Annotated in this window: 16 protein-coding genes; 9 read left to right on the forward strand and 7 right to left on the reverse strand. The window is 57.4% G+C overall.

The features are described 5' to 3' along the window. Positions 1 to 45 precede the first annotated feature (45 nt). Positions 46 to 285, forward strand: coding sequence for a DUF2789 domain-containing protein (locus DU506_RS13795; RefSeq protein ID WP_114487484.1), 240 nt, complete (start codon positions 46 to 48; stop codon positions 283 to 285). A 95-nt stretch (positions 286 to 380) separates the two neighbouring features. Here the strand turns inward: DU506_RS13795 and DU506_RS13800 are convergent, their stop codons facing one another. Beyond that, positions 381 to 800: an SRPBCC family protein gene (locus DU506_RS13800; protein ID WP_114487485.1), complete on the reverse strand. Its 420-nt coding sequence runs from the start codon at positions 798 to 800 to the stop codon at positions 381 to 383. 121 nt (positions 801 to 921) lie between these two features. Continuing rightward, positions 922 to 2,343 (reverse strand): prephenate-dependent tRNA uridine(34) hydroxylase TrhP, encoded by a 1,422-nt coding sequence (gene trhP, locus DU506_RS13805; protein ID WP_114487486.1) that lies wholly within the window; start codon positions 2,341 to 2,343, stop codon positions 922 to 924. A gap of 206 nt (positions 2,344 to 2,549) precedes the next feature. Between trhP and queC the strand changes: the two genes are divergently transcribed. The 4 genes from queC to DU506_RS13825 are packed head-to-tail and all read left to right on the forward strand — an operon-like array spanning position 2,550 to position 5,018. After that, positions 2,550 to 3,257, forward strand: a complete 708-nt coding sequence (gene queC / locus DU506_RS13810; RefSeq protein WP_114487487.1) for a 7-cyano-7-deazaguanine synthase QueC — start codon at positions 2,550 to 2,552, stop codon at positions 3,255 to 3,257. Beyond that, positions 3,257 to 3,901 (forward strand): 7-carboxy-7-deazaguanine synthase, encoded by a 645-nt coding sequence (gene queE, locus DU506_RS13815; protein ID WP_114487488.1) that lies wholly within the window; start codon positions 3,257 to 3,259, stop codon positions 3,899 to 3,901. The genes queC and queE overlap by 1 nt, the downstream gene beginning before the upstream one ends. Then, complete coding sequence (locus DU506_RS13820) at positions 3,901 to 4,737, forward strand: 6-carboxytetrahydropterin synthase (RefSeq protein ID WP_114487489.1); 837 nt, start codon at positions 3,901 to 3,903, stop codon at positions 4,735 to 4,737. The genes queE and DU506_RS13820 overlap by 1 nt, the downstream gene beginning before the upstream one ends. After that, positions 4,734 to 5,018: a YkgJ family cysteine cluster protein gene (locus DU506_RS13825; RefSeq protein WP_114487490.1), complete on the forward strand. Its 285-nt coding sequence runs from the start codon at positions 4,734 to 4,736 to the stop codon at positions 5,016 to 5,018. Before DU506_RS13820 ends, DU506_RS13825 begins: the two co-directional genes overlap by 4 nt. Positions 5,019 to 5,049: 31 nt before the next feature. Here DU506_RS13825 and DU506_RS13830 read toward each other — a convergent pair whose 3' ends face one another. From DU506_RS13830 to DU506_RS13840, 3 genes are all read right to left on the reverse strand, one after another. Beyond that, positions 5,050 to 8,949, reverse strand: a complete 3,900-nt coding sequence (locus DU506_RS13830) for an ATP-binding protein (RefSeq protein WP_114487491.1) — start codon at positions 8,947 to 8,949, stop codon at positions 5,050 to 5,052. 32 nt (positions 8,950 to 8,981) lie between these two features. Then, positions 8,982 to 9,701: a MiaE family protein gene (locus DU506_RS13835; protein ID WP_114487492.1), complete on the reverse strand. Its 720-nt coding sequence runs from the start codon at positions 9,699 to 9,701 to the stop codon at positions 8,982 to 8,984. Between the two features lie 101 nt (positions 9,702 to 9,802). Beyond that, complete coding sequence (locus DU506_RS13840; protein WP_114487493.1) at positions 9,803 to 10,237, reverse strand: DUF1289 domain-containing protein; 435 nt, start codon at positions 10,235 to 10,237, stop codon at positions 9,803 to 9,805. A 362-nt stretch (positions 10,238 to 10,599) separates the two neighbouring features. Between DU506_RS13840 and acnB the strand changes: the two genes are divergently transcribed. The 3 genes from acnB (at position 10,600) to DU506_RS13855 (ending at position 15,780) form a co-directional block, all read left to right on the forward strand. Continuing rightward, positions 10,600 to 13,203: a bifunctional aconitate hydratase 2/2-methylisocitrate dehydratase gene (gene acnB / locus DU506_RS13845; protein ID WP_114487511.1), complete on the forward strand. Its 2,604-nt coding sequence runs from the start codon at positions 10,600 to 10,602 to the stop codon at positions 13,201 to 13,203. A gap of 111 nt (positions 13,204 to 13,314) precedes the next feature. Further along, positions 13,315 to 13,803 carry a ribonuclease E activity regulator RraA gene (gene rraA / locus DU506_RS13850; RefSeq protein ID WP_114487494.1) on the forward strand — a complete coding sequence of 163 codons (489 nt, stop codon included), beginning with the start codon at positions 13,315 to 13,317 and terminating at the stop codon, positions 13,801 to 13,803. Between the two features lie 96 nt (positions 13,804 to 13,899). Next, on the forward strand, positions 13,900 to 15,780 hold the full coding sequence (locus tag DU506_RS13855) for a glycerophosphodiester phosphodiesterase family protein (RefSeq protein ID WP_114487495.1): 1,881 nt from the start codon (positions 13,900 to 13,902) through the stop codon (positions 15,778 to 15,780). A gap of 2 nt (positions 15,781 to 15,782) precedes the next feature. On the opposite strand, the gene DU506_RS13860 is transcribed toward DU506_RS13855, so the two are convergent. Next, complete coding sequence (locus DU506_RS13860; protein WP_114487496.1) at positions 15,783 to 17,573, reverse strand: gamma-glutamyltransferase family protein; 1,791 nt, start codon at positions 17,571 to 17,573, stop codon at positions 15,783 to 15,785. Positions 17,574 to 17,742: 169 nt separating this feature from the next. Continuing rightward, positions 17,743 to 20,115, reverse strand: coding sequence for a phosphoenolpyruvate synthase (gene ppsA / locus DU506_RS13865; RefSeq protein ID WP_114487497.1), 2,373 nt, complete (start codon positions 20,113 to 20,115; stop codon positions 17,743 to 17,745). 233 nt (positions 20,116 to 20,348) lie between these two features. Here ppsA and ppsR point away from each other — a divergent pair, with 233 nt between their 5' ends. Then, positions 20,349 to 21,182, forward strand: a complete 834-nt coding sequence (gene ppsR / locus DU506_RS13870) for a posphoenolpyruvate synthetase regulatory kinase/phosphorylase PpsR (protein WP_114487512.1) — start codon at positions 20,349 to 20,351, stop codon at positions 21,180 to 21,182. Positions 21,183 to 21,207 lie beyond the last annotated feature (25 nt).

A 21,207-nucleotide genomic window follows, 5' to 3' on the forward strand; every position in this document is an offset into this window, starting at 1 on the left:
AAAGGTATTAATCAACGTTTGAAATAACCTAAAGGAGCGTCATTCATGGAAAAACCCGTTCATCATTTCAGCGAGCTTTTCGAGCAACTGGGACTTGCCTCGGATAGTGCCTCCATTGAACGCTTCATAGAACGAAACTCCCCCCTGCCAGCTAATATGCCCCTCGCCGACGCGCCCTGCTGGAATGAAGGTCAGGCTGAATTTCTGCGTGAAGCCATAGAAGAAGATGCCGACTGGGCAGAAACGGTTGATCACCTTGATGCCTCCATGCGCAAGAAAAGTTAGAGGCTATTGACATTCACATTGGCAGCCAGAGGAAGCCGGTGCTCCCCTTGAGGGGGAGAGCATCCTTGATGATGGTGGAGACTTTTTGCCAACGGTCAGCCTGCATTCAGCCGAATCTCGACACGCTCGAGAATCTGCCGGCTGATCTTACTCACCAACGGCTTGGCGGCTTTGTTGACCGCCTTTTCCATCAGGCGATTGCGTATTTCGTAGGTCAAGGTCAAGGAGACTTCGGTACCTTCGGTAACTGATCGCAACTGATAACGCCCCTGGTTTTTCACCCCGTCGAGCGATTTCCACGCCAGTACCTCAGGTGGTCGTGTTTCGGTGACCTCCACGTCGAATGTCCAATCCATGCCCACTGCCCGTATATGCCAGCGATAGCGTTCTTCTCCCAAGGGTTCGATCGCCTCGACCCAGTCCGAGTACTCCGCGAAATCCTCGACCCGGCGCAACAGGGAAAACACTCGCTCGGGAGACGCCTTGATAATTTCGCTATGTTCAATCGTGGCCATTCGGATCGCCTATCTGATTCCATTGATATGCATCACCCAGCCTCTCGGCTAATGACGTTCATGTCCAACCCAGGCCATGTCCATACCCAGGCATAGCACTACATGACATTAGCTACGAAAATTACAGGTCTCGCATCAACAGCGCAAATTCAATACGTTCAGCGGCAATCGGCTCGCCCGGTACGGGAATGCCTACCACATGGCCGGAACCCGGCGCCGCGCTTACCGATTCACCGCGCTTGTTCTCGATATGCTCGAGAGCAAAGCGGCGATTGCCTCCAGGCAGCATCAGTTCCATGCCATCGCCCACTTCAAAGCGGTTCTTGACATTGATTTCCAGCATCCCCCGGTCAGGATCATAGCTCAACACTTCGCCCACGAACTGCTGATGAACGCCCACGGAATTGCCTTGCTCGTAGTTCTGATATTGGTCATGAACATGGCGGCGATAGAAGCCTTCCGTATAACCTCGGTTGGCCAGGTTATCCAGCTCGTCCATCAGGCGCATATCAAACGGCCGACCGGCTACGGCGTCATCAATGGCTCGGCGATAAACCTGAGCGGTGCGCGCCACATAATAAGCCGACTTGGTGCGCCCTTCGATCTTGAGTGAGGTCACACCCATCTCCGTCAATTGCGGCACATGCTGTACGGCACGCAAATCCTTGGAGTTCATGATGTAAGTGCCGTGCTCATCCTCATGCACCGGCATCAATTCGCCCGGGCGGGTGCGATCCTCGATGAGTGCCGAAAGTTCATCCTGCCCTTCCACACCGCCTGCTGTGGCGGTGCTTTCCGACGTCGGCATTTCCGCACTGCCGCCGCCCGAGGCAATCAGACCGCCTTGTTCCGGCGTCCAGATGCCACTGGCGGCATGCGCCCGAGCAGAATTTGCCGGCACCAGATCACCGGTTTCATCAGTGGCTGCGGCTACAGTGTTGTATTTCCAGCGACACGCATTGGTACAGGTGCCCTGATTGGGATCACGATGATTGAAGTAACCAGAGAGCAGGCAGCGACCCGAATAGGCAATGCAGAGCGCACCGTGGACGAAGGTTTCAATCTCAAGGTCGGGACATTCGGCACGAATCTCGCCAATCTCTTCAAGCGAGAGCTCCCTGGAAAGGATGATTCGGCTGATGCCCTGCTTCTGCCAAAACTTGGCCGCCGCGTAGTTGACCACATTGGATTGCACCGAAAGGTGAATCTCCTGGTCAGGCCAACGCTCGCGAACCATCATGATCAAGCCGGGGTCTGACATGATCAGTGCATCGGGGCCGGCTTCGATCACCGCTTCCATGTCGCGCAGGTAGGTCTTCAACTTGCTATTGTGCGGGGCGATGTTGGATGCCACATAAAACTTCTTGCCCCGCTCATGGGCATAGGCAATGCCCTTGTGCAGGTTGCCGATCTTGAAATCATTGTTGCGTACGCGTAGCGAATAGCGTGGCTGACCGGCATAAACCGCGTCGGCACCATAAGCGAAAGCGTAGCGCATGTTCTTGAAAGTGCCGGCGGGTGACAGCAATTCAGGCGCATTCATCAAGGTTCACCACTAAAGGGAAGCGGCGCGCTCGGCAAAGTAATACCCGAGCCACGCGGTAGGAAATATCAGAGGAGGTGAAGTCTACCAACTGCCACTGATTCTGGCCAGATATCCGCCCATTGCGTACACTAGCCGCCGTTCCGGACCGGACCCCGGATAACCGCTCAGGCGGTGCGAAAAATTCTCCGACATAGAGCCCTGACATGACCCAATCCAATGCGCCTTCCAGCGTCGTGATTTATTCCGGCGGCATGGACTCCTTTACCGTCTTGCACCGCGCTCTTCATGAGAGTCGCCAGGTGCATGCCCTTTCCTTTGATTACGGCCAGCGCCACGCCTGTGAACTTGAAGTCGCCGCCCGAGTTTGCCGTAAACTCAAGGTGCCTCACCAGGTAGTGGATATCCGTGCGATACATGGTTTGATCGACAATTCCGCCTTGACCGATTCAGACCGCAAGCTGCCCACCGGCGACTACCAAGAGGAAAACCTCAGTGCGACGGTGGTGCCCAACCGCAACATGATCTTGCTATCGCTGGCGATTGCCAAGGCAGTGAATATCGGCGCCACCCGCGTCGATTATGGCGCCCATGGCGGCGACCATGTGCTCTATCCGGATTGTCGCCCCGACTTCGTGGAAAAAATGAATGCCGTGGCGGCAATCGCCAATTTCCAGGAAGTGGAAATACATACGCCTTATCTGCATGCGAGCAAAGCCGATATTCTCGCTGACGGCCTGCGCATGGGCCTTGATTATAGCGACACCTGGACGTGCTACCTAGGCGAGCGACTTGCCTGTGGCCATTGCGGCAGCTGCCGTGAGCGGCTAGCTGCCTTTGCCGCCAACGGCGTGACCGACCCCTTGGCATATGCTGACTTACGGCACTCGAGCCTCGCCCCGGGAGGTGCCTGATGTATCACATCAAGGAAGCCTTCTATACCTTACAGGGCGAAGGTGGCCAAGCCGGGCGCGCCAGCGTGTTCTGTCGCTTTAGCGGTTGCAATCTCTGGTCGGGACGCGAACAGGATCGCGCCACGGCGGCCTGCCGCTTTTGTGACACCGACTTTATCGGCACAGATGGTCAGAATGGCGGACGCTTTACCCAGGCAGCAGCACTGGCGGAACATCTGCATGCTTTGTGGCCAAAACAGGATGGCTACGCCATCCCTTATGTGGTCTTCACCGGCGGTGAGCCGCTGCTGCAACTTGACCCTGCCTTGATCAATGCCATGCGGGCGCAAGGGTCCGAGGTGGCCGTGGAAACCAACGGCACTCTGCCCGTGCCAGCGGGCATCGACTGGCTGTGTGTCAGCCCCAAGGGCAACAATGCCTTGACGGTAACCTCTGGCGATGAGCTCAAGCTGGTTTACCCGCAGCCCGACGCCCCACCCGAGCGTTTTGCCGCTTTCAATTTCAGGCATTTCTTTCTTCAGCCGATGGATACCGGCCCGTTGGGCGAGCCCGGCAATTGCATGGCCGACACCGTGGCTTATTGTTTGGCGCACCCCCAGTGGCGGCTTTCGCTGCAGACCCACAAGATTGCGGGAATTGACTGATGACATTATTCGTTAACCGCCTGACCCATATCGATGCTTCCCTATGGTGTCCGCAGCGCGGTCTGACCGGCGTCAGCTGGCAAGTGGATGTCGAACTGGACGGTGACTTGGGCGAAGACGGCATGCTATTCGACTTTGGCGAAGTGAAGCCTTGGCTCAAGCGTTACCTTGATGCAGGCGTCGACCACACGCTACTGGTACCCACCCAAGCATCCGGCGTGACGTTTGAGTCATCCGAACAAGACGTTTATTTGCGCGCCACCGCACCCTACGATTTCGAGATGCGCGCGCCGCCTGAAGCAGTGACCGCTTTTCCTTGGTCGACAATCACTCCAAAACGCCTTGCCGAGCATCTTTCACTAGAACTGATGCGCTCCCCTCCGGCCCGCGTCAACGCTATTCGTCTGGCGTTGCACGAAGAAGTGATAGAGGGGCCGGCCTATGGCTACAGTCATGGGCTCAAGCGCCATGCCGGCAACTGTCAACGCATTGCGCATGGACACCGTTCGCGCCTGCATATCTGGCAGAACGGCGTACGTGCCCCCCTGCTCGAGAGCGAGTGGGCCGCCTGGCTGGCGGATCGTTATCTAGTGGATAGTGCCGATATTATCGATGAAGAAAATCCCGATCAGTTAGCTAGCCGCTACCATGCGCAACAGGGAGAGTTTTTCATTCGCCTTCCCCGTCAACGCAGTGCAGTGCTTGCGGCTCCCACCACCGTAGAGAATATCGCGGCTTGGCTCGCGCGCCTTATTGCCGAACGAACCGGCCAATTAACGCGAGTTCAGGCCTTCGAAGGAATCGACAAGGGGGCCATTGCCGAGGTAAAGCCATGAGCCAAGCTGACGCTGAAAGCCAGCAAGTCTCGACTGGTTGTCGCCCGGGATGCGGCGCCTGCTGCATCGCGCCTTCCATTTCATCGTCTATTCCAGGCATGCCGGAAGGCAAGCCCGCGGGTATGCGTTGCGTACAACTCGATGAGCACAATCTTTGCCGGTTGTTCGGCGACCCACGGCGCCCGGCCGTCTGCGAGCAGTTCAGCTACGACCCTGCGCTGTGCGGCAACCATCGTGAAGAGGCGCTCAGCGCCATCATTGAACTCGAGCAACTCACTTGAGCGAGGGCCGGCCCAACGGCGGCCGGCTTCATCAGGTTTCCAGGCTTTCTTTAGGCGACAAACGCCGATCCAGCAAACTGACCCAGCGCACCAGCACCGGGGCATCGCTATGATTGACCTTGCTTAGCACCTGTCGGAACGTTTCTCTCGCCTGGGCGTCTTCCGGGTCGACGTGAGTCAACCATAGCTCGAGCGCGGCAAGCTCTTGATGACGATTGCCATGCTCTCGAGCCTGGTTCAAGGCCATTTCCACCAACGCCCTTACATCGTGAACAGAGTGTCCCAGCAAGTGCCTGACACGGGCTAGCTGGATGGCCAGCTCTGGCAGGAACAGCGTAGTTCGCTCCTGGGCAATCACCAGACATTGATCCAGATAGTCTTCGGCGGTGGTCAACTCTCCCAACGCAATACAGGCATCGGCATACCACCATACCGGACGCTGGAAGCGATCCCGGCCATTGAGCTCAGCCATTTGGTCCAGGCTCTGCGATACATGCGCAAGCCCGCCGGTATCACCCGACAACGCACGCTGCCAGCCAAGCACACTCTGCGCGGAAATCTGCCATAGCTGTAAATCCGGCGTCCCCGTCATTGCCGCGGCACGTTCAGCTTGGCGTGCGGCCAAATGCACATGGCCTAACTGGCGGTACAGGGAGGCCGCGAACATCAGCGCCATGGCCAAGGTGCCCGGATGACCGATCTTTTCCGCCAGGCGCAGCGCTGAAGCGACATGGCGTTCCGCACGCTGGTAGTCACCGCGCAGGCAAAGCGTCCACCCCTGAAAGCAAGCCGCCGTCACCTGAGGATGATCGGAGAACGGTAGCCACTCGATCATCATGGGCGAGTTAAGCGGGTCGATCTCATCCAGGTGGTCATGGGCCTGCCGCACACTTCCCGCCCAATATTCGCAGTGCGCCCGGGCATAATCCGCCAGGCGCTTGTAGCGGGGGTCTTCCAGGCGAGCGGCAATATCGGCCAGGGTGGACGCCAGGGAAAACGCATCGGCATGGGCATAGCGTTGGCTACGCCCCACCCACAACCCCCACTTGACCAGGAAAATCTGCTCCAGGTCTTCCGACTCTTCCAGCGACTCATTTCTGGATTGATGAAGCAGGTCACGCGCCAAAACGAAACTTTCGTGGGCGGTAGGCGACCCATGACCCTCCAGGGCAAACGCCGCCTGGCCACGCACGGTCAACAAGCTGACCTGACGCTCCGCCTGACCTTCTACATGACGCAGACTGGCCAGGCCGGCGTCGGCCATGCGCAACGCGGTACGATTGGCACTGACCTTGAGCGCTTCACGTGCCGCCAGTTCGAAATATCGCGCGCCCCGGGCGTAATGTCCGCTGCGCCTCAGATGGGTGGCGAAGTCGCCCGGATGACGGCTAATCCACATCGGGAAACGTTCCTCGATGAGGCTTACCACTTGCTGGTGAAGCTTGACGCGCACATCTCGCGGACAGGACAGATAAGCCGCTTCCTGCAGTAGCTGATGGCTGAATTGATATTCATGTTCAGCGCTTTCATTCTCGACCGGTTCGATAATTTCCAGGGTCCGCATATGCTCCAGCGCCCGGTTCAAGCGTGGCATTTCCCAGTTGCTGCATTCTTTCAAAAAATCGAGGCGAAAGCGCTTGCCCAGCACCGCTGCGATATGGGCCACCTCTCGATCGCCGTCGAGCTGGTCGATACGGCTCGCCAGAAGCCCGAGCAACCCTTTGGGTAGCTCATCGAACTTAACGCTACGCCCTTCGCGGCGGTCCATGTCCAAGCGGCGACAGATTTCCTGCATATAAAGCGGTACGCCATCGCAGCGCTCGATGATCTGATTGCGCAAACGCGGGCTGAGATGAATGCTGTAACGTCGCGCCAGCTGGGACAATAACCGCGAAGATTGCAGGGTATCCAGTTTGCCCAAGCAGACTTGCTGGTCCCAGTGCAGCTTGACCGGTAGCGGTTCACGTCCGTGATGGCTCGCCACCAGCATGAAGGCGGTATTGATCGGTAAGCGTGCCTGAAGACCTGCCAGTACCTTGAACGAGGATTCATCCAACCACTGCAGGTCGTCAATCATCAATACCAGGGTATGCATCTCGGCGCGATGCTCGATCAAGCGATGCAACAATGCCACCACCAACTCAACGGCCTCGCCGTTCTGGGCTAACTGGGATACTTCCTGGACTTCACGCACTCCCAAGGCTTCTTCCAGCAACTGCTGGCGAGCCTCATCCAGGTCCGGCATCGCAAGCTGCGTTTGTAATGCCTTTACTTCATCAGTTGCAGGCTTGGCGGACAGATGCCAGCGCAGCAGAGTGCGGGCCACGCCATAAGGCTCGAGCACCGACAGACGAGTGGTCGGCTGCCAGCAAATCGCTGCTTCGCGGCTTATTTCAAGCTGTCGAAACCCCACCATCAGCGCTGACTTTCCCATTCCCGACGCACCGCGTACCAGCACACTCTGGCGCAGGCCGATGCCGGCCCGCGCCAGGGCGTCACGCAAGGTGCGTAAAGCGGTTTCGCGCCCCACCAGGCTGGGTGGCAAGGCGTCTGGGCCGCCTTCATTCTGCCCCAGCACCAGGGCTCGCAGACGGATACGGCCATCGCTTGCCACCAGGCGTGACACCAGGCGCGGCTGTAGATCCAGGGCCGGAGGCATGTGCTGGCTAGCTTCTTGAGAAATGACCAGTTCACTGCCTTCAGCGGCACTCATCAATTCCAGCGTGACTTGGGTCACCTGGCCTAAAGGATCGGCCAACTGCCGCTCCGGCAGATACACGACCCGACCGCTGTGAAGCCCAGCCGCCAGTTCGAAATGCGGTGGCTCGCCACTGCCCGTCCAGTGCCGCTCACATTCGTGGTCAAGGGCCTGGCGACAATGCTCATAAAGCGCTACCAGTTCCGCCAGCTGATGCGCGGGACCGTGGGTTCCGAAACAGGCCAGGCCCAACCCACCGGTGGCTCCCGGCAGCCAGAAACCACCTAGATGATGACATTGCTGCTCCAACCAGCGCAGCAACTCCAGCTGCAGCGCGAGACAACTACGCGTCGCCCCCCGCTCATGCCATTCGCCTTTCAAATGCAGGCGAATGGCCATCACCGATAATTGGCGCAGCTCGATTTCATCTTCACGTAAAGGTTTGCTGTCGGCTGCCAGGGCACGGGAAAAGGCTCCTTGAGGGCTCATGGCGCGGTGGTCGTGATTGCCATCGGACCAATAATTGGCTAACTGCAGAAAACTAGGCTCCGGCTGCTGACCGGAAAGTGCCAATAGCTGAAGGTAACTGTTGTACTGTTCGTGAGCAGCTGCCATCTGACCCTGGTCAGCCAATTGCCGTACCAGACGCTCATGAAATGGGCCGTAGCCTGAAAAACGACTGACCAGCTTTTCCAGCAACTCGCCAGGCACATCGGCATGCGCTTCCAGGACCTGCTCGGCGAAACGAATCACGCGTTGGCGCCATTCATTGCGCATCTGCACCAACCAACGCTGAAACTCAGCACAATTGGTCAACTGCAGCTCTTCGATCAGATCACCTTGATAACAACTGAGCAGGGAATGCAACGTATCGATGTCACGCGGGCCTTCCAATAGCGTTTGCAACTGATGCAAGTCGACATGCCACCCCGAAGGCAGCTGGAAGGCAATTGTCTGACGAGAAACACTCAACACTTGCTCAGCGTTTTCTCCCAACGACTGACGCAGGCAATGCAACGCATGGCGTAAATTGGTACGCCCGGAGGAAAGCCCTTGGTCGGGCCACAAAAGCTCTGCCAGGGCCGCACGATTGACCGGTTGCCGATGCAGCAACAGATAAACCAGCAGTGCCTTGACTTTGTCGTAACTGAAATGCGTCAGCACATCATCGCCCTGGGTCAGCGAAAAATGGCCGAAGAGAATCAGCTGATCAGACTCACTAGCGTCGCGCATGATACATATCCTGCCTGACGTAAGCGGTGGCCTCAGGCGGGCACGCCGCTATGGAAACGAAATGCCGTGTCCGGCGTCGTAATCAGTTCGGCTTCACAATTAACCAGAAATGCGATGCGTTCCTCGATCGGCTCACGGGACTGCTCGCGCGCCAACATTAGATAGTCCTCGAAATGGCGACCTTCCGACTTAACCAGAGTTCGGTAGAATTTGGCAAGCTCCTCGTCAAGATAGGGAATCAGACAGGCGAACCGCTCGCAACTTCGCGCCTCGATCAAGGCACCGATAATCAGAATGTCGACCAAGCGTTCAGGGTCATGAGTACGCACATGCGAGCGTAATTCCCCGGCATAACGTGAAGCTGACAAGTTTCGATAGGTAATCCCTCTGGCACGCATCAATGCCACGACCTGCTCGAAATGCAGCAACTCTTCCCGGGCCAGTTGAGACATCTTGCTCAACAGGAGCGGCTGATCCACGTAACGATAGAGAAGGTTCATGGCCGTCGAAGCCGCCTTTTTCTCACATTGGGCATGGTCGATCAGCAAGATAGCTGGGTTTTCCATGGCCCATTCAAGCCAAGCAGGCGGCGTGGGGCAAGCCAGAAAATCCAGCAGGGTATCCGGTAACAGCTCCTTTGCACTTACGCTGTGCTCAGCCGGCGTCAAAGGGGATGCTTTGCGCTTCAAAGTGCTCGCTTCATCTGTCAAAGGGGCCACTTCGCTTTTCAAGAAAGGGTCTTGTAAGGGCATGAAATCTCATCAAGGCGGTCGATAATATTGTACGATATTTAACTAAAGTTATTCGCAGTAAATAGGCTGGGCTAAGCAAAACCTTGTTCAACAGGGCTATCTCAGCAAGGGCTATCCGAGCGGCGCTCTACCGCCATGAGCAAAGCCTGATTGAGTAAAGCATATAATGCTTTGACGTCCTGGTCAGCCATTGTTGACAGAGACGCCACACCATAGCGGTCAAGTTGCTGGATGCGCCCTCTTCCCACTCTTAACAGTTCAATGGCACGCGACAAAGGTGGCTGTTCCGGCCGGTAGCGGATGCCATGACGAAGCAGCTGTCGCTCCAGAAGCGCCGCGTCGAAAACATGCATGAAACGCTTTGCCACCTGCTCGCGCAACTGATCGACTGACTGCATGCAAGCTTCGCGTTGCGCATCATCCATCGCTGGCCAGAGTGTGATTTCCATATGGCTGCGCTGACAACCACGGCAATACTCATCGCCAAGTGTCGTGGAACACACCCCCACGCAGGGCGAGCGCACCCTTCCCGTCATAAACCTCTTCCCCTGTTCGCTTTCTGCTGACTTCTGGATGCTTCCAGAATTCCCCACATCCACCCAAAGTACAAGGGGGTTAGCCGCTCATCAGCTTAACATTGTCGACAGTTTCCCGTAGAATCGCCGCATCTAGAGACAGGCTGTTGTCAAGCCACTGACGCCAAGTTTGCGCTCGAAAGAGTCATTCAATACCGATGCAGGATGTTTCTCCAGCACTTTTTTAACAACAGTGCTTTGTTAACAACGACTCGTTAATTAACGATGTTACCGACAACGTTTCACATGCCAAGCGCTTCATTTGATTGCAGTGTTCAATGAGTGGCGCCTTGGTCAGCATAACAGATGAGAGGGTTCCTACCGTGCTTGAAGCTTACCGTCAACATGTCGAAGAACGTGCCGCCGAGGGCATCCCCCCCAAGCCTTTGAACGTCGACCAAGCCGCGGCTCTGATTGAACTGCTCAAGGCACCACCGGCCGGTGAAGAAGAATTCATTCTTGATCTACTCACTAACCGCATCCCGCCGGGTGTCGATGAAGCCGCTTATGTAAAGGCCGGTTTCCTCACCGCTATCGCCAAGGGCGAAACCAGCTCTCCGCTGATCGACAAGATTCATGCGGTCAAACTGCTAGGCACCATGCAGGGCGGCTATAACATCGTTTCTCTGGTCGAGCTTTTGGACGATGAAGAACTCGCCAAGGAAGTCGGTGAGCAGCTCAAGCACACATTACTGATGTTCGATGCCTTTCACGATGTGGAAGAGCGTGCCAAGAACGGCAATGCCGTCGCCAAGGACGTCATTCAATCCTGGGCCGATGCCGAATGGTTCCTGTCCAAGCCGGCCCTGGCCGAAAAGATCACCCTGACGGTGTTCAAGGTCCCCGGCGAAACCAATACCGATGACCTCTCCCCCGCGCCGGATGCCTGGTCTCGCCCGGATATGCCGCTGCATGCCAACGCCATGCTCAAGAACGAGCGTGAAGGTATCGAACCGGAAGTGCCCGGCACCACCGGCCCGCTCAAGCAGATCGCCGACGTTAAAGCCAAGGGCTTCCCGGTCGTCTACGTGGGCGATGTGGTCGGCACCGGCTCCTCGCGCAAATCCGCTACCAACTCCGTGCTGTGGTTCTTCGGTGATGATATTCCGAATGTACCCAACAAGCGCGCCGGTGGTTTCTGCTTTGGTGGCAAGATCGCTCCGATCTTCTTCAACACCATGGAAGATTCCGGTGCCCTGCCCATCGAGATGGATGTCGAGAAGATGGCGATGGGAGACGTCATCGACGTCTACCCTTATGAAGGCAAGGTCTGCAAGCACGGCACCGACGAGGTCATCACCACCTTCGAACTCAAGACTCAGCTGATTCTTGATGAAGTGCGCGCCGGCGGCCGCATCCCGCTAATCATCGGTCGCGGCCTGACCGGCAAGGCGCGTGAGTCACTGGGCCTGGCCCCGTCCGACGTCTTCCGTCTGCCCGAACAGCCTCACGATACCGGCAAGGGCTACACCCTGGCCCAGAAGATGGTCGGCAAGGCCTGCGGCATGGAAGGCGTTCGCCCAGGTATGTACTGCGAACCCAAGATGACCACCGTGGGTTCTCAGGACACCACCGGTCCGATGACTCGCGATGAGCTTAAGGATCTGGCGTGCCTGGGCTTCCAGGCCGACCTGGTGATGCAGTCATTCTGTCACACCGCGGCTTACCCCAAGCCGATCGATGTGGACACTCACCACACCCTGCCTGATTTCATCATGAACCGCGGCGGTGTTTCGCTGCGTCCGGGCGACGGCATCATTCACAGCTGGCTCAACCGCATGCTGTTGCCGGATACCGTCGGTACCGGTGGCGATTCACATACTCGCTTCCCGATGGGCATTTCCTTCCCGGCAGGCTCAGGCCTCGTCGCCTTCGCCGCCGCCACCGGCGTCATGCCCCTGGATATGCCGGAATCCGTGCTGGTGCGCTTCAAGGGCGAGCGTCAGCCGGGCGTCACATTGCGCGATCTGGTTCACGCTATTCCACTTTACGGTATCAAGACAGGTCTGCTGACCGTCGCGAAATCCGGCAAGAAAAACGCTTTCTCCGGCCGCGTCCTGGAAATTGAAGGACTCGACGACCTTACCGTCGAACAGGCTTTCGAGCTTTCCGATGCCTCTGCCGAACGCTCCGCCGCGGGTTGTACCATCACCCTCAGTGAAGAAAGCGTTGCCCAGTACCTGAATTCCAACATCACGCTACTCAAGTGGATGATCAGCAACGGATATGGCGACGAGCGCACTATCAGCCGTCGCATCGAAGCCATGGAAGCCTGGTTGGCCGACCCGAGCCTGATGCGCGCAGATAAAGATGCCGACTATGCCGAAGTCATCGAAATCGACCTGAGCGAAATCAAGGAACCGATTCTGTGCGCGCCGAACGACCCGGACGATGCCCGTCTGCTGTCTGAAGTTGCCGGCGAGAAGATCGATGAAGTCTTCATTGGCTCGTGCATGACCAACATCGGCCACTTCCGTGCCGCAGGTAAGTTGCTCGAGAAGCAGCCGGCCGGCAGCCTGAAGACCCGTCTGTGGCTGGCACCGCCCACCAAGATGGACCAGCATCAGCTGACCGAAGAAGGCTACTACGGCATCTACGGCCGTGCCGGAGCGCGTATGGAAATGCCGGGCTGCTCGCTGTGCATGGGTAACCAGGCACGGGTTGCCGCGAAGTCCACGGTGGTTTCCACTTCCACACGTAACTTCCCCAACCGCCTGGGCGACGGCGCCAACGTCTATCTGGCATCAGCCGAACTGGCCGCCGTCGCAGCCGTGGAAGGTCGCTTGCCCAGCGTTGAAGAATATCAGCGCTACATGGGTGAATTCGACGCCATGGCCGGCGAAATCTATCGCTACATGAACTTCCACGAAATCGAGGAGTACCAGAAAATTGCCTCGAACGTGATTCCGGTCACTCAAGAAGCCTGATTCTAGCGTTCTTCCGAGTCGATGACTGAACGCCCCACCCTGCCTATTTGACAGGGTGGGGCGTTTTTTTTAGCGTTTGTACACACCCTACTACCTTTCCTGGAGATTCCCATGGCCCCGATCGTCACCCCGGATATTTGCGACGCCCACCCGGACGTGGTGGTACTCGATCCTATCTTCGTCAACTACGGTGGGATAGATGCCTTTGCCGGCCCGATTCGCACCATCAAATGCTTCGAAGACAATTCACTGGTCAAACAAGCTCTTGCCGAAACCGGTGCTGGCGCCGTACTGGTAGTGGATGCCGGCGGCTCGCATCGCTGCGCCATGCTCGGTGACATGATAGCCAAACAGGCAGTGGAAAATGGCTGGGCGGGTGTGATCATGTACGGCTGCGTAAGAGACGTGGACATACTCGCCGAACTCGAGCTTGGCGTTCAGGCGCTAGGCAATCATCCGCGCAAGAGTGAAAAGCGCAACGAAGGTCAGCGTGATATTCCCGTGACATTCGCCGGTGCCACCCTTACCCCGGGCCAATGGATTTATGCCGACAACAACGGCATTGTGCTCGCGCAGCACGAGCTCACGCTTTCCACCTGACTTGGCTCTTGCCACCTGACTAGATACGGTTTGTCGGGGAAGCATGACAATGCCACCCTGGCAGATTACTTTTCTTCAAAATGGCCACAAGCATCCATGCAGCCGCTTTCACGTCTCGGTTTTGACCTTTTGCGTACCTTTCGCGATCACCTGCGCCCGCTGATCGCTTATCACCTTTTCTTCACGCTGCTTTCAACCGCCCTGCTGCTGCCAGCGGTGGCCTGGTCGGTACGCTTCGTGCTGGCCCAGTTCAACCGTACCGTGATCACCCTGGATGAACTGATATTGCTGTTGTTCAGCCCTGCGGGGGTGCTCGTCGTATTGGTGGCGCTGGGCCTTTCATTTACGGTGCTTTACCTTCAACAGGCAGGCATGATCCAGGTTGCGGCAAGGCCTCGGGACAATCACTTTCGGCTGGCGTTCGAGGCACTCTGGCTGAGCCTGCGACGGCTACCGGCACTGGCAGGGCTGGTGGTGATGCAGGTTGGTTCGCATCTTCTACTGGCGGTACCCTTCTTGCTGGGCATTGCCTGGCTTTACGGCGTCTGGCTCGGCGACCTGGAGCCCTATTACGTTCAGCGCATTCGCCCGGCCGCGTTATGGTATTTCCTGGCGACGGCATTGCCCCTAGCCAGCCTTTGGGTGTGGCTGGCGTGCTGGCTGTACCTGCGCTGGATTCTGGCCTTGCCCCTGGTCACCCTGGAAAATCTCTCACCGCAAGCCGCGCTCAAGCGAAGTGTGTGGTTGACACGTGGCTGGCAGCGCTCAATCGGCGTAGCGGTGTTCGGCGTCCTGGCCCTGGTGATACTCCTTCCCTTGCTGACGACGCTGCTGTTCGACCACTTTTTCACACCCCTGTTATGGCTGCTTCCCGAGCGCAACGCAGTGTTGATTCCCGCCATGCTGGTTTACCTGACCGGCTATCTGCTTATCACCCTGGCAATCACCTTCATCGGCATTGCCGCCAACGCCCTGCTCTCGGCCAGCCTTTATTTGCAGCTGGCTCACCAAAAAGCTCGCCCCACCCCACCACCGGCCGATGCACATCCCGGCCGCTTGGCCTGGTTGGTAGAACTTGGTGTATTGCTATTTGCCGTATCCCAAGCCTGGTGGATCATCAATAGTTTCGACATTCACGATGAGGTAACCAATATCGCTCATCGTGGCAGCTCCATGGTCGCACCGGAAAACACTCTTGCCGCCGTGGAACAGGCCATCGAGGATAATGCCACCCATGTGGAAATTGATGTGCGCCTGACCGCCGACAACGAAGTGGTGCTCTATCACGATCGCAGCCTGCAACGTCTTGTCGGCGACCCGCGCAACCTAGGCGATCTCAGCCTGGAACAACTGAACATTTTCGACATGGGCAGCTGGTTCGGGGATGCTTTCGTCGGTGAACGGATTGCTACCCTCAGCGAGACGCTTGCCACAGTTCGCGGCAGAAGCGCTCTGATGATCGACATGAAGGCCGAGCCGGGAAATGAAATAGCCTTGTTGGAGGCTGTGATCGAAACGCTGCACGGCGAGGCGGCCATTCGCCTGGCCTGCCATACGCAAGCCCCACCCATGACGCGCAGACGCTGCGGCAACCCCGATGTTATCGAGGAAAATCGTCTTGCCGTGATGTCACCCTGGCTAGTTGAGGAAATCAAGCGCCGCGAGCCCGAACTACGCGTGACGCTACTGGCACAGCTAATCTTGCTTGGCACGCTGGATCGTAGTCAGTTCGACGCCTTGGGACTGCGCCATAACCGTATCACCGAGACCGAAATCAAGCTGGCCACTCAGTACGGTTATGAAATACACGCCTGGACGGTCAATGATTCCGCGCGCATGTCACAGCTGATTGATTTAGGCGTAGATGCCATTATCACCGATTACCCGACTCGCTTGGCTGATCTGATAGCCGAACGCCGTGAGCTGAGCGACGGCGAGCTGTTACTGGTAAAGCTGCGCAATTGGCTGCGCCACTGAGTTCATTCACCCATTACCACGCCTTCGCGGCGCGGGTCGGCGCCTCCGAACAGCTTACCTTCCGGCTGGCGAACAATGACTTGCAAGCCGCTGGTCAATTCGCGTTCGCTGACCTCATGGCCGCGCTCGCTGAGCGAAATCCGGGTGGTTTCAGGGAACCGGCCTTCCTCCAGATAAACAGGGCCACCCAGCGTAATCGCATGCGGTAGGTCAAGCGCTTGCTGAGCATTCATGCCCCAATCGCGCAAGGCAATCAAGGTGCGCGCAGTGTAATGAATAATCGCCGCGCCACCGGGAGAACCCAGGCTGGCCACCAGTTCGCCCCCATCACGCTCGAACACCAACGTCGGGCTCATGCTCGAGCGCGGTCGCTTACCCGGTTCGACACGGTTAGCCACCGGCAGACCATCGACTTCCGGGGTAAACGAAAAATCCGTCAGCTCGTTATTGAGCAAATAGCCCCCAGGCAAGCCGGTGCCGCCATCGGCAAGTATCCGCGAACCGAAGGCCTGTTCGATCGTCGTGGTCATGGCCACGGCCCGCCCCTCGGCATCGATGATACTGATATGGCTGGTACCGTATTCCGGCTGTTGCGGCTGGGAGGCCCAGGTCATGGTCACTTCTCCAGGCCTACCCGGCTCGGCATCGCTGCCCATGGTCTGGCGCTCGATCAGATCCGCTCGCAAGGCCAGATAATCCGGGTGCAGCATTAGCGCCCAGTCTTCGCCAGGGGCACTCACATAGGCTGGATCGGCGATATAACGTCCACGATCAGCAAATGCCAAGCGCGAGGCTTCCAGAAACTGATGCAACCAGCCCTCGCTGGGGGCCCCGGCTTCCAGAGGAGCCTCGACGAGCGGCAGATGATCCAGCATACCGAGAATCTGCATGATGGTCAGATGCCCGGAAGACGGCGGTGGAAACCCGCATACCTCCCATTGCTGCCATGCGGTGCAGAGCGGCTCGCGCACCCTGGCGGCATAATTCTCCAGATCCTCCAGGGTCATGGCACCCGGGCGACTTGGATGCGACTGGACGCGCGCCACCAGATCCTCGGCGATGCTCCCCTGGTGCAGGGCATCACTGCCTTTCTCGGCGATCGCCTCCAATATTTCCGCCAGGGCGGGATTGCGCAGCGTTTCACCCACCTCCAATGCCTCGCCTTCTTCGGTGTAATAAAACTGCCCCGCCAAGGAGTCTTCGCGCAAGTAATCATCGTTGGCCAGACTGGTATGTAATCGCGGGCTTACCACAAACCCTTGTTTTGCCAGCGTAATGGCCGGTGTGAACAATGCTTCCCAGGCTAACTCGCCATGTTCGGCATGCGCGATTTCCAGCATCCTGAGTGTTCCCGGCACGCCTACCGAGAGGCCGCTGGCCACGGCTTCCATGAATTCCAGGGGTTCGCCATCTTCCAGAAAAAGCGTTTCGTCCACGGCGTCGGGAGCGGTTTCACGCCCATCGTAAGCCTTCACCTCGTCACCATCGTAGTGCATCAGAAAAGCACCCCCCCCGATACCACTGGACTGCGGCTCGACCAGCATGAGTACCATTTGCACGGCAATGGCGGCGTCCACTGCGCTTCCACCCGCCTTTATCACTTGATAGCCCGCATCGGTAGCCAAGGGATTCGCCGCGGCCACGGCGAAGTTCTCCATTTCCCAGCCGGGCTTTTCCGTGTATCCGGAATCGACTTCCGGGCTAATCGAAGGCGTGGAATAAGTGAAGCCCAAGGCGGTCACTGGAATGATCAGCGACAAGGAAACCGCCACGGAGGATAGGCGCAGTGTCATGGTCAGGCTCCTGGTTGATTGAATGGATAGATGGATGAATGGAAAGATGAATAACGGCTTCAATGCAGCATAGTCAATTTTTTGGGTGTCTCGGCAACCCCAACGAAAAGCCCGACGAAAACGTCGGGCCTTGAGCGAAAGCTTCAACTGAAACGTTTCAACTGAACTGTCAGTCGATGGTTTCACCCGCCAGCATGAACCAGGTTTCGAGTACTGCATCCGGGTTGAGGGAGACCGAATCGATACCCTGCTCCATCAACCATTTGGCAAGATCCGGATGATCCGAAGGCCCCTGACCGCAGATACCTACGTACTTGCCCTGCGCCTTGCACGCTTGAATCGCCATCGCCAACAGTTTCTTGACGGCAGGATTACGTTCATCGAACAGATGCGCCACGATGCCTGAATCTCGATCCAGCCCCAAGGTGAGCTGCGTCAGGTCGTTGGAACCGATGGAGAAGCCGTCGAAATATTCGAGAAACTCATCCGCCAGCAACGCATTGGCGGGCAATTCGCACATCATGATGACTTTGAGTCCGTTCTCGCCGCGGGTAAGGCCATTGACTGCCAGCAGTTCCACCACTTCCCGGGCTTCATCAGTGGTGCGCACGAAGGGCACCATGATCTCGATGTTATCCAGGCCCATCTCTTCACGCACGCGCTTGAGCGCACGACATTCCAGCTCAAAACACGGCCGGAAGGCATCGGAGATGTAGCGCGAGGCGCCACGGAAACCCAGCATGGGGTTTTCTTCACCGGGTTCGTAGAGTTTACCGCCGATCAGGTTTTCGTATTCATTGGACTTGAAGTCGGATAGGCGCACGATCACCCGCTGAGGATGGAAGGCCGCCGCCAGGGTGGAAATGCCTTCGACCAGTTTATCCACGTAAAAACTGACCGGGTCGGCATAACCTGCGGTACGCATATCGATCACCTGCTGCAAATCGGCAGGCAAGGTGTCGTACTCGAGCAGCGCCTTGGGATGAACGCCGATCATGCGGTTGATGATGAATTCCAGCCGCGCCAGGCCGACCCCGGCATGCGGCAAACCGGCAAACCCGAAGGCACGGTCCGGGTTGCCCACGTTCATCATGATCTTGAAAGGAATTTCCGGCATGGCGTTGACACTGGAAACCTTGCAATCGAAGTCGAGCAGCCCTTCATAGACATGACCGGTATCGCCTTCGGCGCAGGATACCGTGACATCCCGACCATCGCTCAGCAGTGCAGTGGCATCGCCGCAGCCGACCACGGCGGGAATGCCCAGTTCACGTGCGATAATCGCTGCGTGGCAGGTACGTCCACCCCGGTTGGTGACAATCGCCGAGGCGCGTTTCATGATCGGCTCCCAGTCGGGGTCGGTCATGTCGGTAACCAGCACATCACCCGGCAGGATCTTATCCATATCATCCGGGGAAAGCACCACCTTGACCGCACCACTGCCAATACGCTGGCCAATGGCGCGTCCGGTCACCAGGGTTCTGCCCTTCTCTTTCAGATGGAAGCGCTCCAGCTTGCCGCCTTCCTGTTGCGACACCACGGTCTCCGGGCGGGCCTGAACGATATAAAGTTCGCCATCGTCACCGTCCAGCGCCCACTCGATATCCATCGGGCGTTGGTAATGCTGTTCGATGGTCACCGCCTGGCGTGAAAGCGCCATGACTTGTTCGTCATTGAGGCAGAACCGGCCACGATCCGCCAAGGGAACATCCACCGTGGCTACCGACTTGCCGGCACTGGCGTCGTCGGTGTAGATCATCTTGATCAGCTTGGAGCCCAGATTGCGGCGCAATACCGCTGGGCGACCGGCGGCGAGCGTGGGTTTGTGAACATAGAATTCATCGGGATTTACCGCGCCCTGAACCACGGTTTCACCCAAGCCCCAGGAGGCGGTGACGAATACCGCGTCCCGGTAGCCGGATTCAGTGTCCAACGTGAACATCACCCCACTGGCACCGGTTTCCGAGCGCACCATCTTTTGCACACCGGCGGACAGCGCGACATTTTCATGGGCGTAGCCACGGTGCACACGGTAGGAAATCGCCCGGTCATTGAACAAGGAGGCAAAGACTTCGTGGACGGCACGCTTGATGTTGTCGAAGCCTTCGATGTTGAGGAAGGTTTCCTGCTGACCGGCAAAGGAGGCATCAGGCAAATCTTCCGCCGTGGCGGAACTACGCACGGCAACCTTTAGATTGGGGTGCTGCGTCTGAAGCTTCCCATAGGCATCGCGCAAGGCGGCTTCGAATGTCGGGGGCAGAGGTGTGTCGATCACCCATTGGCGAATCTCGGCACCCACTTTCGCCAGCGCCTTGACATCATCCACGTCCAGGCGTGACAAAGCGGCGTTGATACGCTCATTCAAGCCTTCGTGGGAGAGAAACTCGCGGTAGGCATGAGCGGTGGTGGCAAAGCCACCTGGCACCGTGACACCGACTTCCGACAGGTTCGAGATCATTTCGCCGAGAGAGGCGTTTTTCCCACCCACGCGTTCGACATCCGTCATACCTAATTGATCGAACCACAGAATGTACTCTTCCACGCAACCCCCTTGCATAATGACACCGGTAAGCCCAGATGGGCCGCCAAAAATGGAGATTGCTACCCTATCACCGCGAGCAGATATTCGCCATTGGTCTAACATCGAAGTAGATGGAGGTTTTTTACAACAAGCGGGGGTTTGTGAATGATTGTGTAGTCATAATGATACGAAGGATTGTGTCGACCGCCAAGCGGGCCGACAATAAGCCTTCATTTTTCAAACGGTCCGGCGAGATGACACGTACTGCTTTTTTTATTTCCGATGGCACCGGGATCACTGCGGAAAGCCTGGGGCGCAGCTTATTGGCGCAATTTGAAAACGTCGAGATTCGCATGCTGACCAAGCCGTATATCGACGATCTGGAAAAGGCTCAGGCATTGGTGGAAATCATCGATGCTGCCGCCGTTCGCGATGGCGAGCGCCCGATCATTATCGACACTATCGTCGATCAGCGTATACGCGACGTGATCCGAAAAGCGTCCGGCTTCAAGGTGGACATCTTCTCGACGTTTCTGAAACCGCTGGAGCAGGAACTCGACACCCACTCCTCGTATAGCGTGGGCCGCACCCATTCTATCGGAAGCGATGATGTTTACATGGACCGAATTCATTCGGTGCACTTCGCTCTGGACAACGATGATGGCGCTCGCACGCATCAATATGCAGAAGCGGATATCATTCTGGTCGGGGTATCGCGTTGCGGCAAGACCCCCACGTCGCTTTACCTGGCGCTGCAGTTCGGTATTCGAGCGGCCAATTATCCTTTGACGGAGGACGATCAGGACGAAGACGGCTTTTTGAAGATGCCCAAAGCCCTGGCGCCGTACCGGAGTAAATTATTCGGCTTGACCATCGACGCTCGACGACTTGCCGCCATTCGCCATGAGCGCCGCCCCAACAGTCGTTACAGCTCCATGGATCAATGCCTGCAAGAGGTCGAGCAGGCGGAGTCGCTGTATCGCAGCATGCATATTCCCTACCTTGATACGACACGCTCTTCCGTCGAGGAAATTTCTACCCGCATGATCGCGGAAACCGGATTGAAGCGGCGTTTTTCACCTCACTGACAGATTTCTTTCATTGGGAAGAGAG

The organism is Vreelandella rituensis (assembly GCF_003336665.1).
GTDB lineage: Bacteria > Pseudomonadota > Gammaproteobacteria > Pseudomonadales > Halomonadaceae > Vreelandella > Vreelandella rituensis.

Bases quoted from the DNA above. Each gene is read 5' to 3' on its own strand.
- DU506_RS13795 (WP_114487484.1), top strand. From the start codon at position 46: ATGGAAAAACCCGTTCATCATTTCAGCGAGCTTTTCGAGCAACTGGGA.
- DU506_RS13800 (WP_114487485.1), bottom strand. From the start codon at position 800: ATGGCCACGATTGAACATAGCGAAATTATCAAGGCGTCTCCCGAGCGA.
- trhP (WP_114487486.1), bottom strand. From the start codon at position 2,343: ATGAATGCGCCTGAATTGCTGTCACCCGCCGGCACTTTCAAGAACATG.
- queC (WP_114487487.1), top strand. From the start codon at position 2,550: ATGACCCAATCCAATGCGCCTTCCAGCGTCGTGATTTATTCCGGCGGC.
- queE (WP_114487488.1), top strand. From the start codon at position 3,257: ATGTATCACATCAAGGAAGCCTTCTATACCTTACAGGGCGAAGGTGGC.
- DU506_RS13820 (WP_114487489.1), top strand. From the start codon at position 3,901: ATGACATTATTCGTTAACCGCCTGACCCATATCGATGCTTCCCTATGG.
- DU506_RS13825 (WP_114487490.1), top strand. From the start codon at position 4,734: ATGAGCCAAGCTGACGCTGAAAGCCAGCAAGTCTCGACTGGTTGTCGC.
- DU506_RS13830 (WP_114487491.1), bottom strand. From the start codon at position 8,949: ATGCGCGACGCTAGTGAGTCTGATCAGCTGATTCTCTTCGGCCATTTT.
- DU506_RS13835 (WP_114487492.1), bottom strand. From the start codon at position 9,701: ATGCCCTTACAAGACCCTTTCTTGAAAAGCGAAGTGGCCCCTTTGACA.
- DU506_RS13840 (WP_114487493.1), bottom strand. From the start codon at position 10,237: ATGACGGGAAGGGTGCGCTCGCCCTGCGTGGGGGTGTGTTCCACGACA.
- rraA (WP_114487494.1), top strand. From the start codon at position 13,315: ATGGCCCCGATCGTCACCCCGGATATTTGCGACGCCCACCCGGACGTG.
- DU506_RS13855 (WP_114487495.1), top strand. From the start codon at position 13,900: ATGCAGCCGCTTTCACGTCTCGGTTTTGACCTTTTGCGTACCTTTCGC.
- DU506_RS13860 (WP_114487496.1), bottom strand. From the start codon at position 17,573: ATGACACTGCGCCTATCCTCCGTGGCGGTTTCCTTGTCGCTGATCATT.
- ppsR (WP_114487512.1), top strand. From the start codon at position 20,349: ATGACACGTACTGCTTTTTTTATTTCCGATGGCACCGGGATCACTGCG.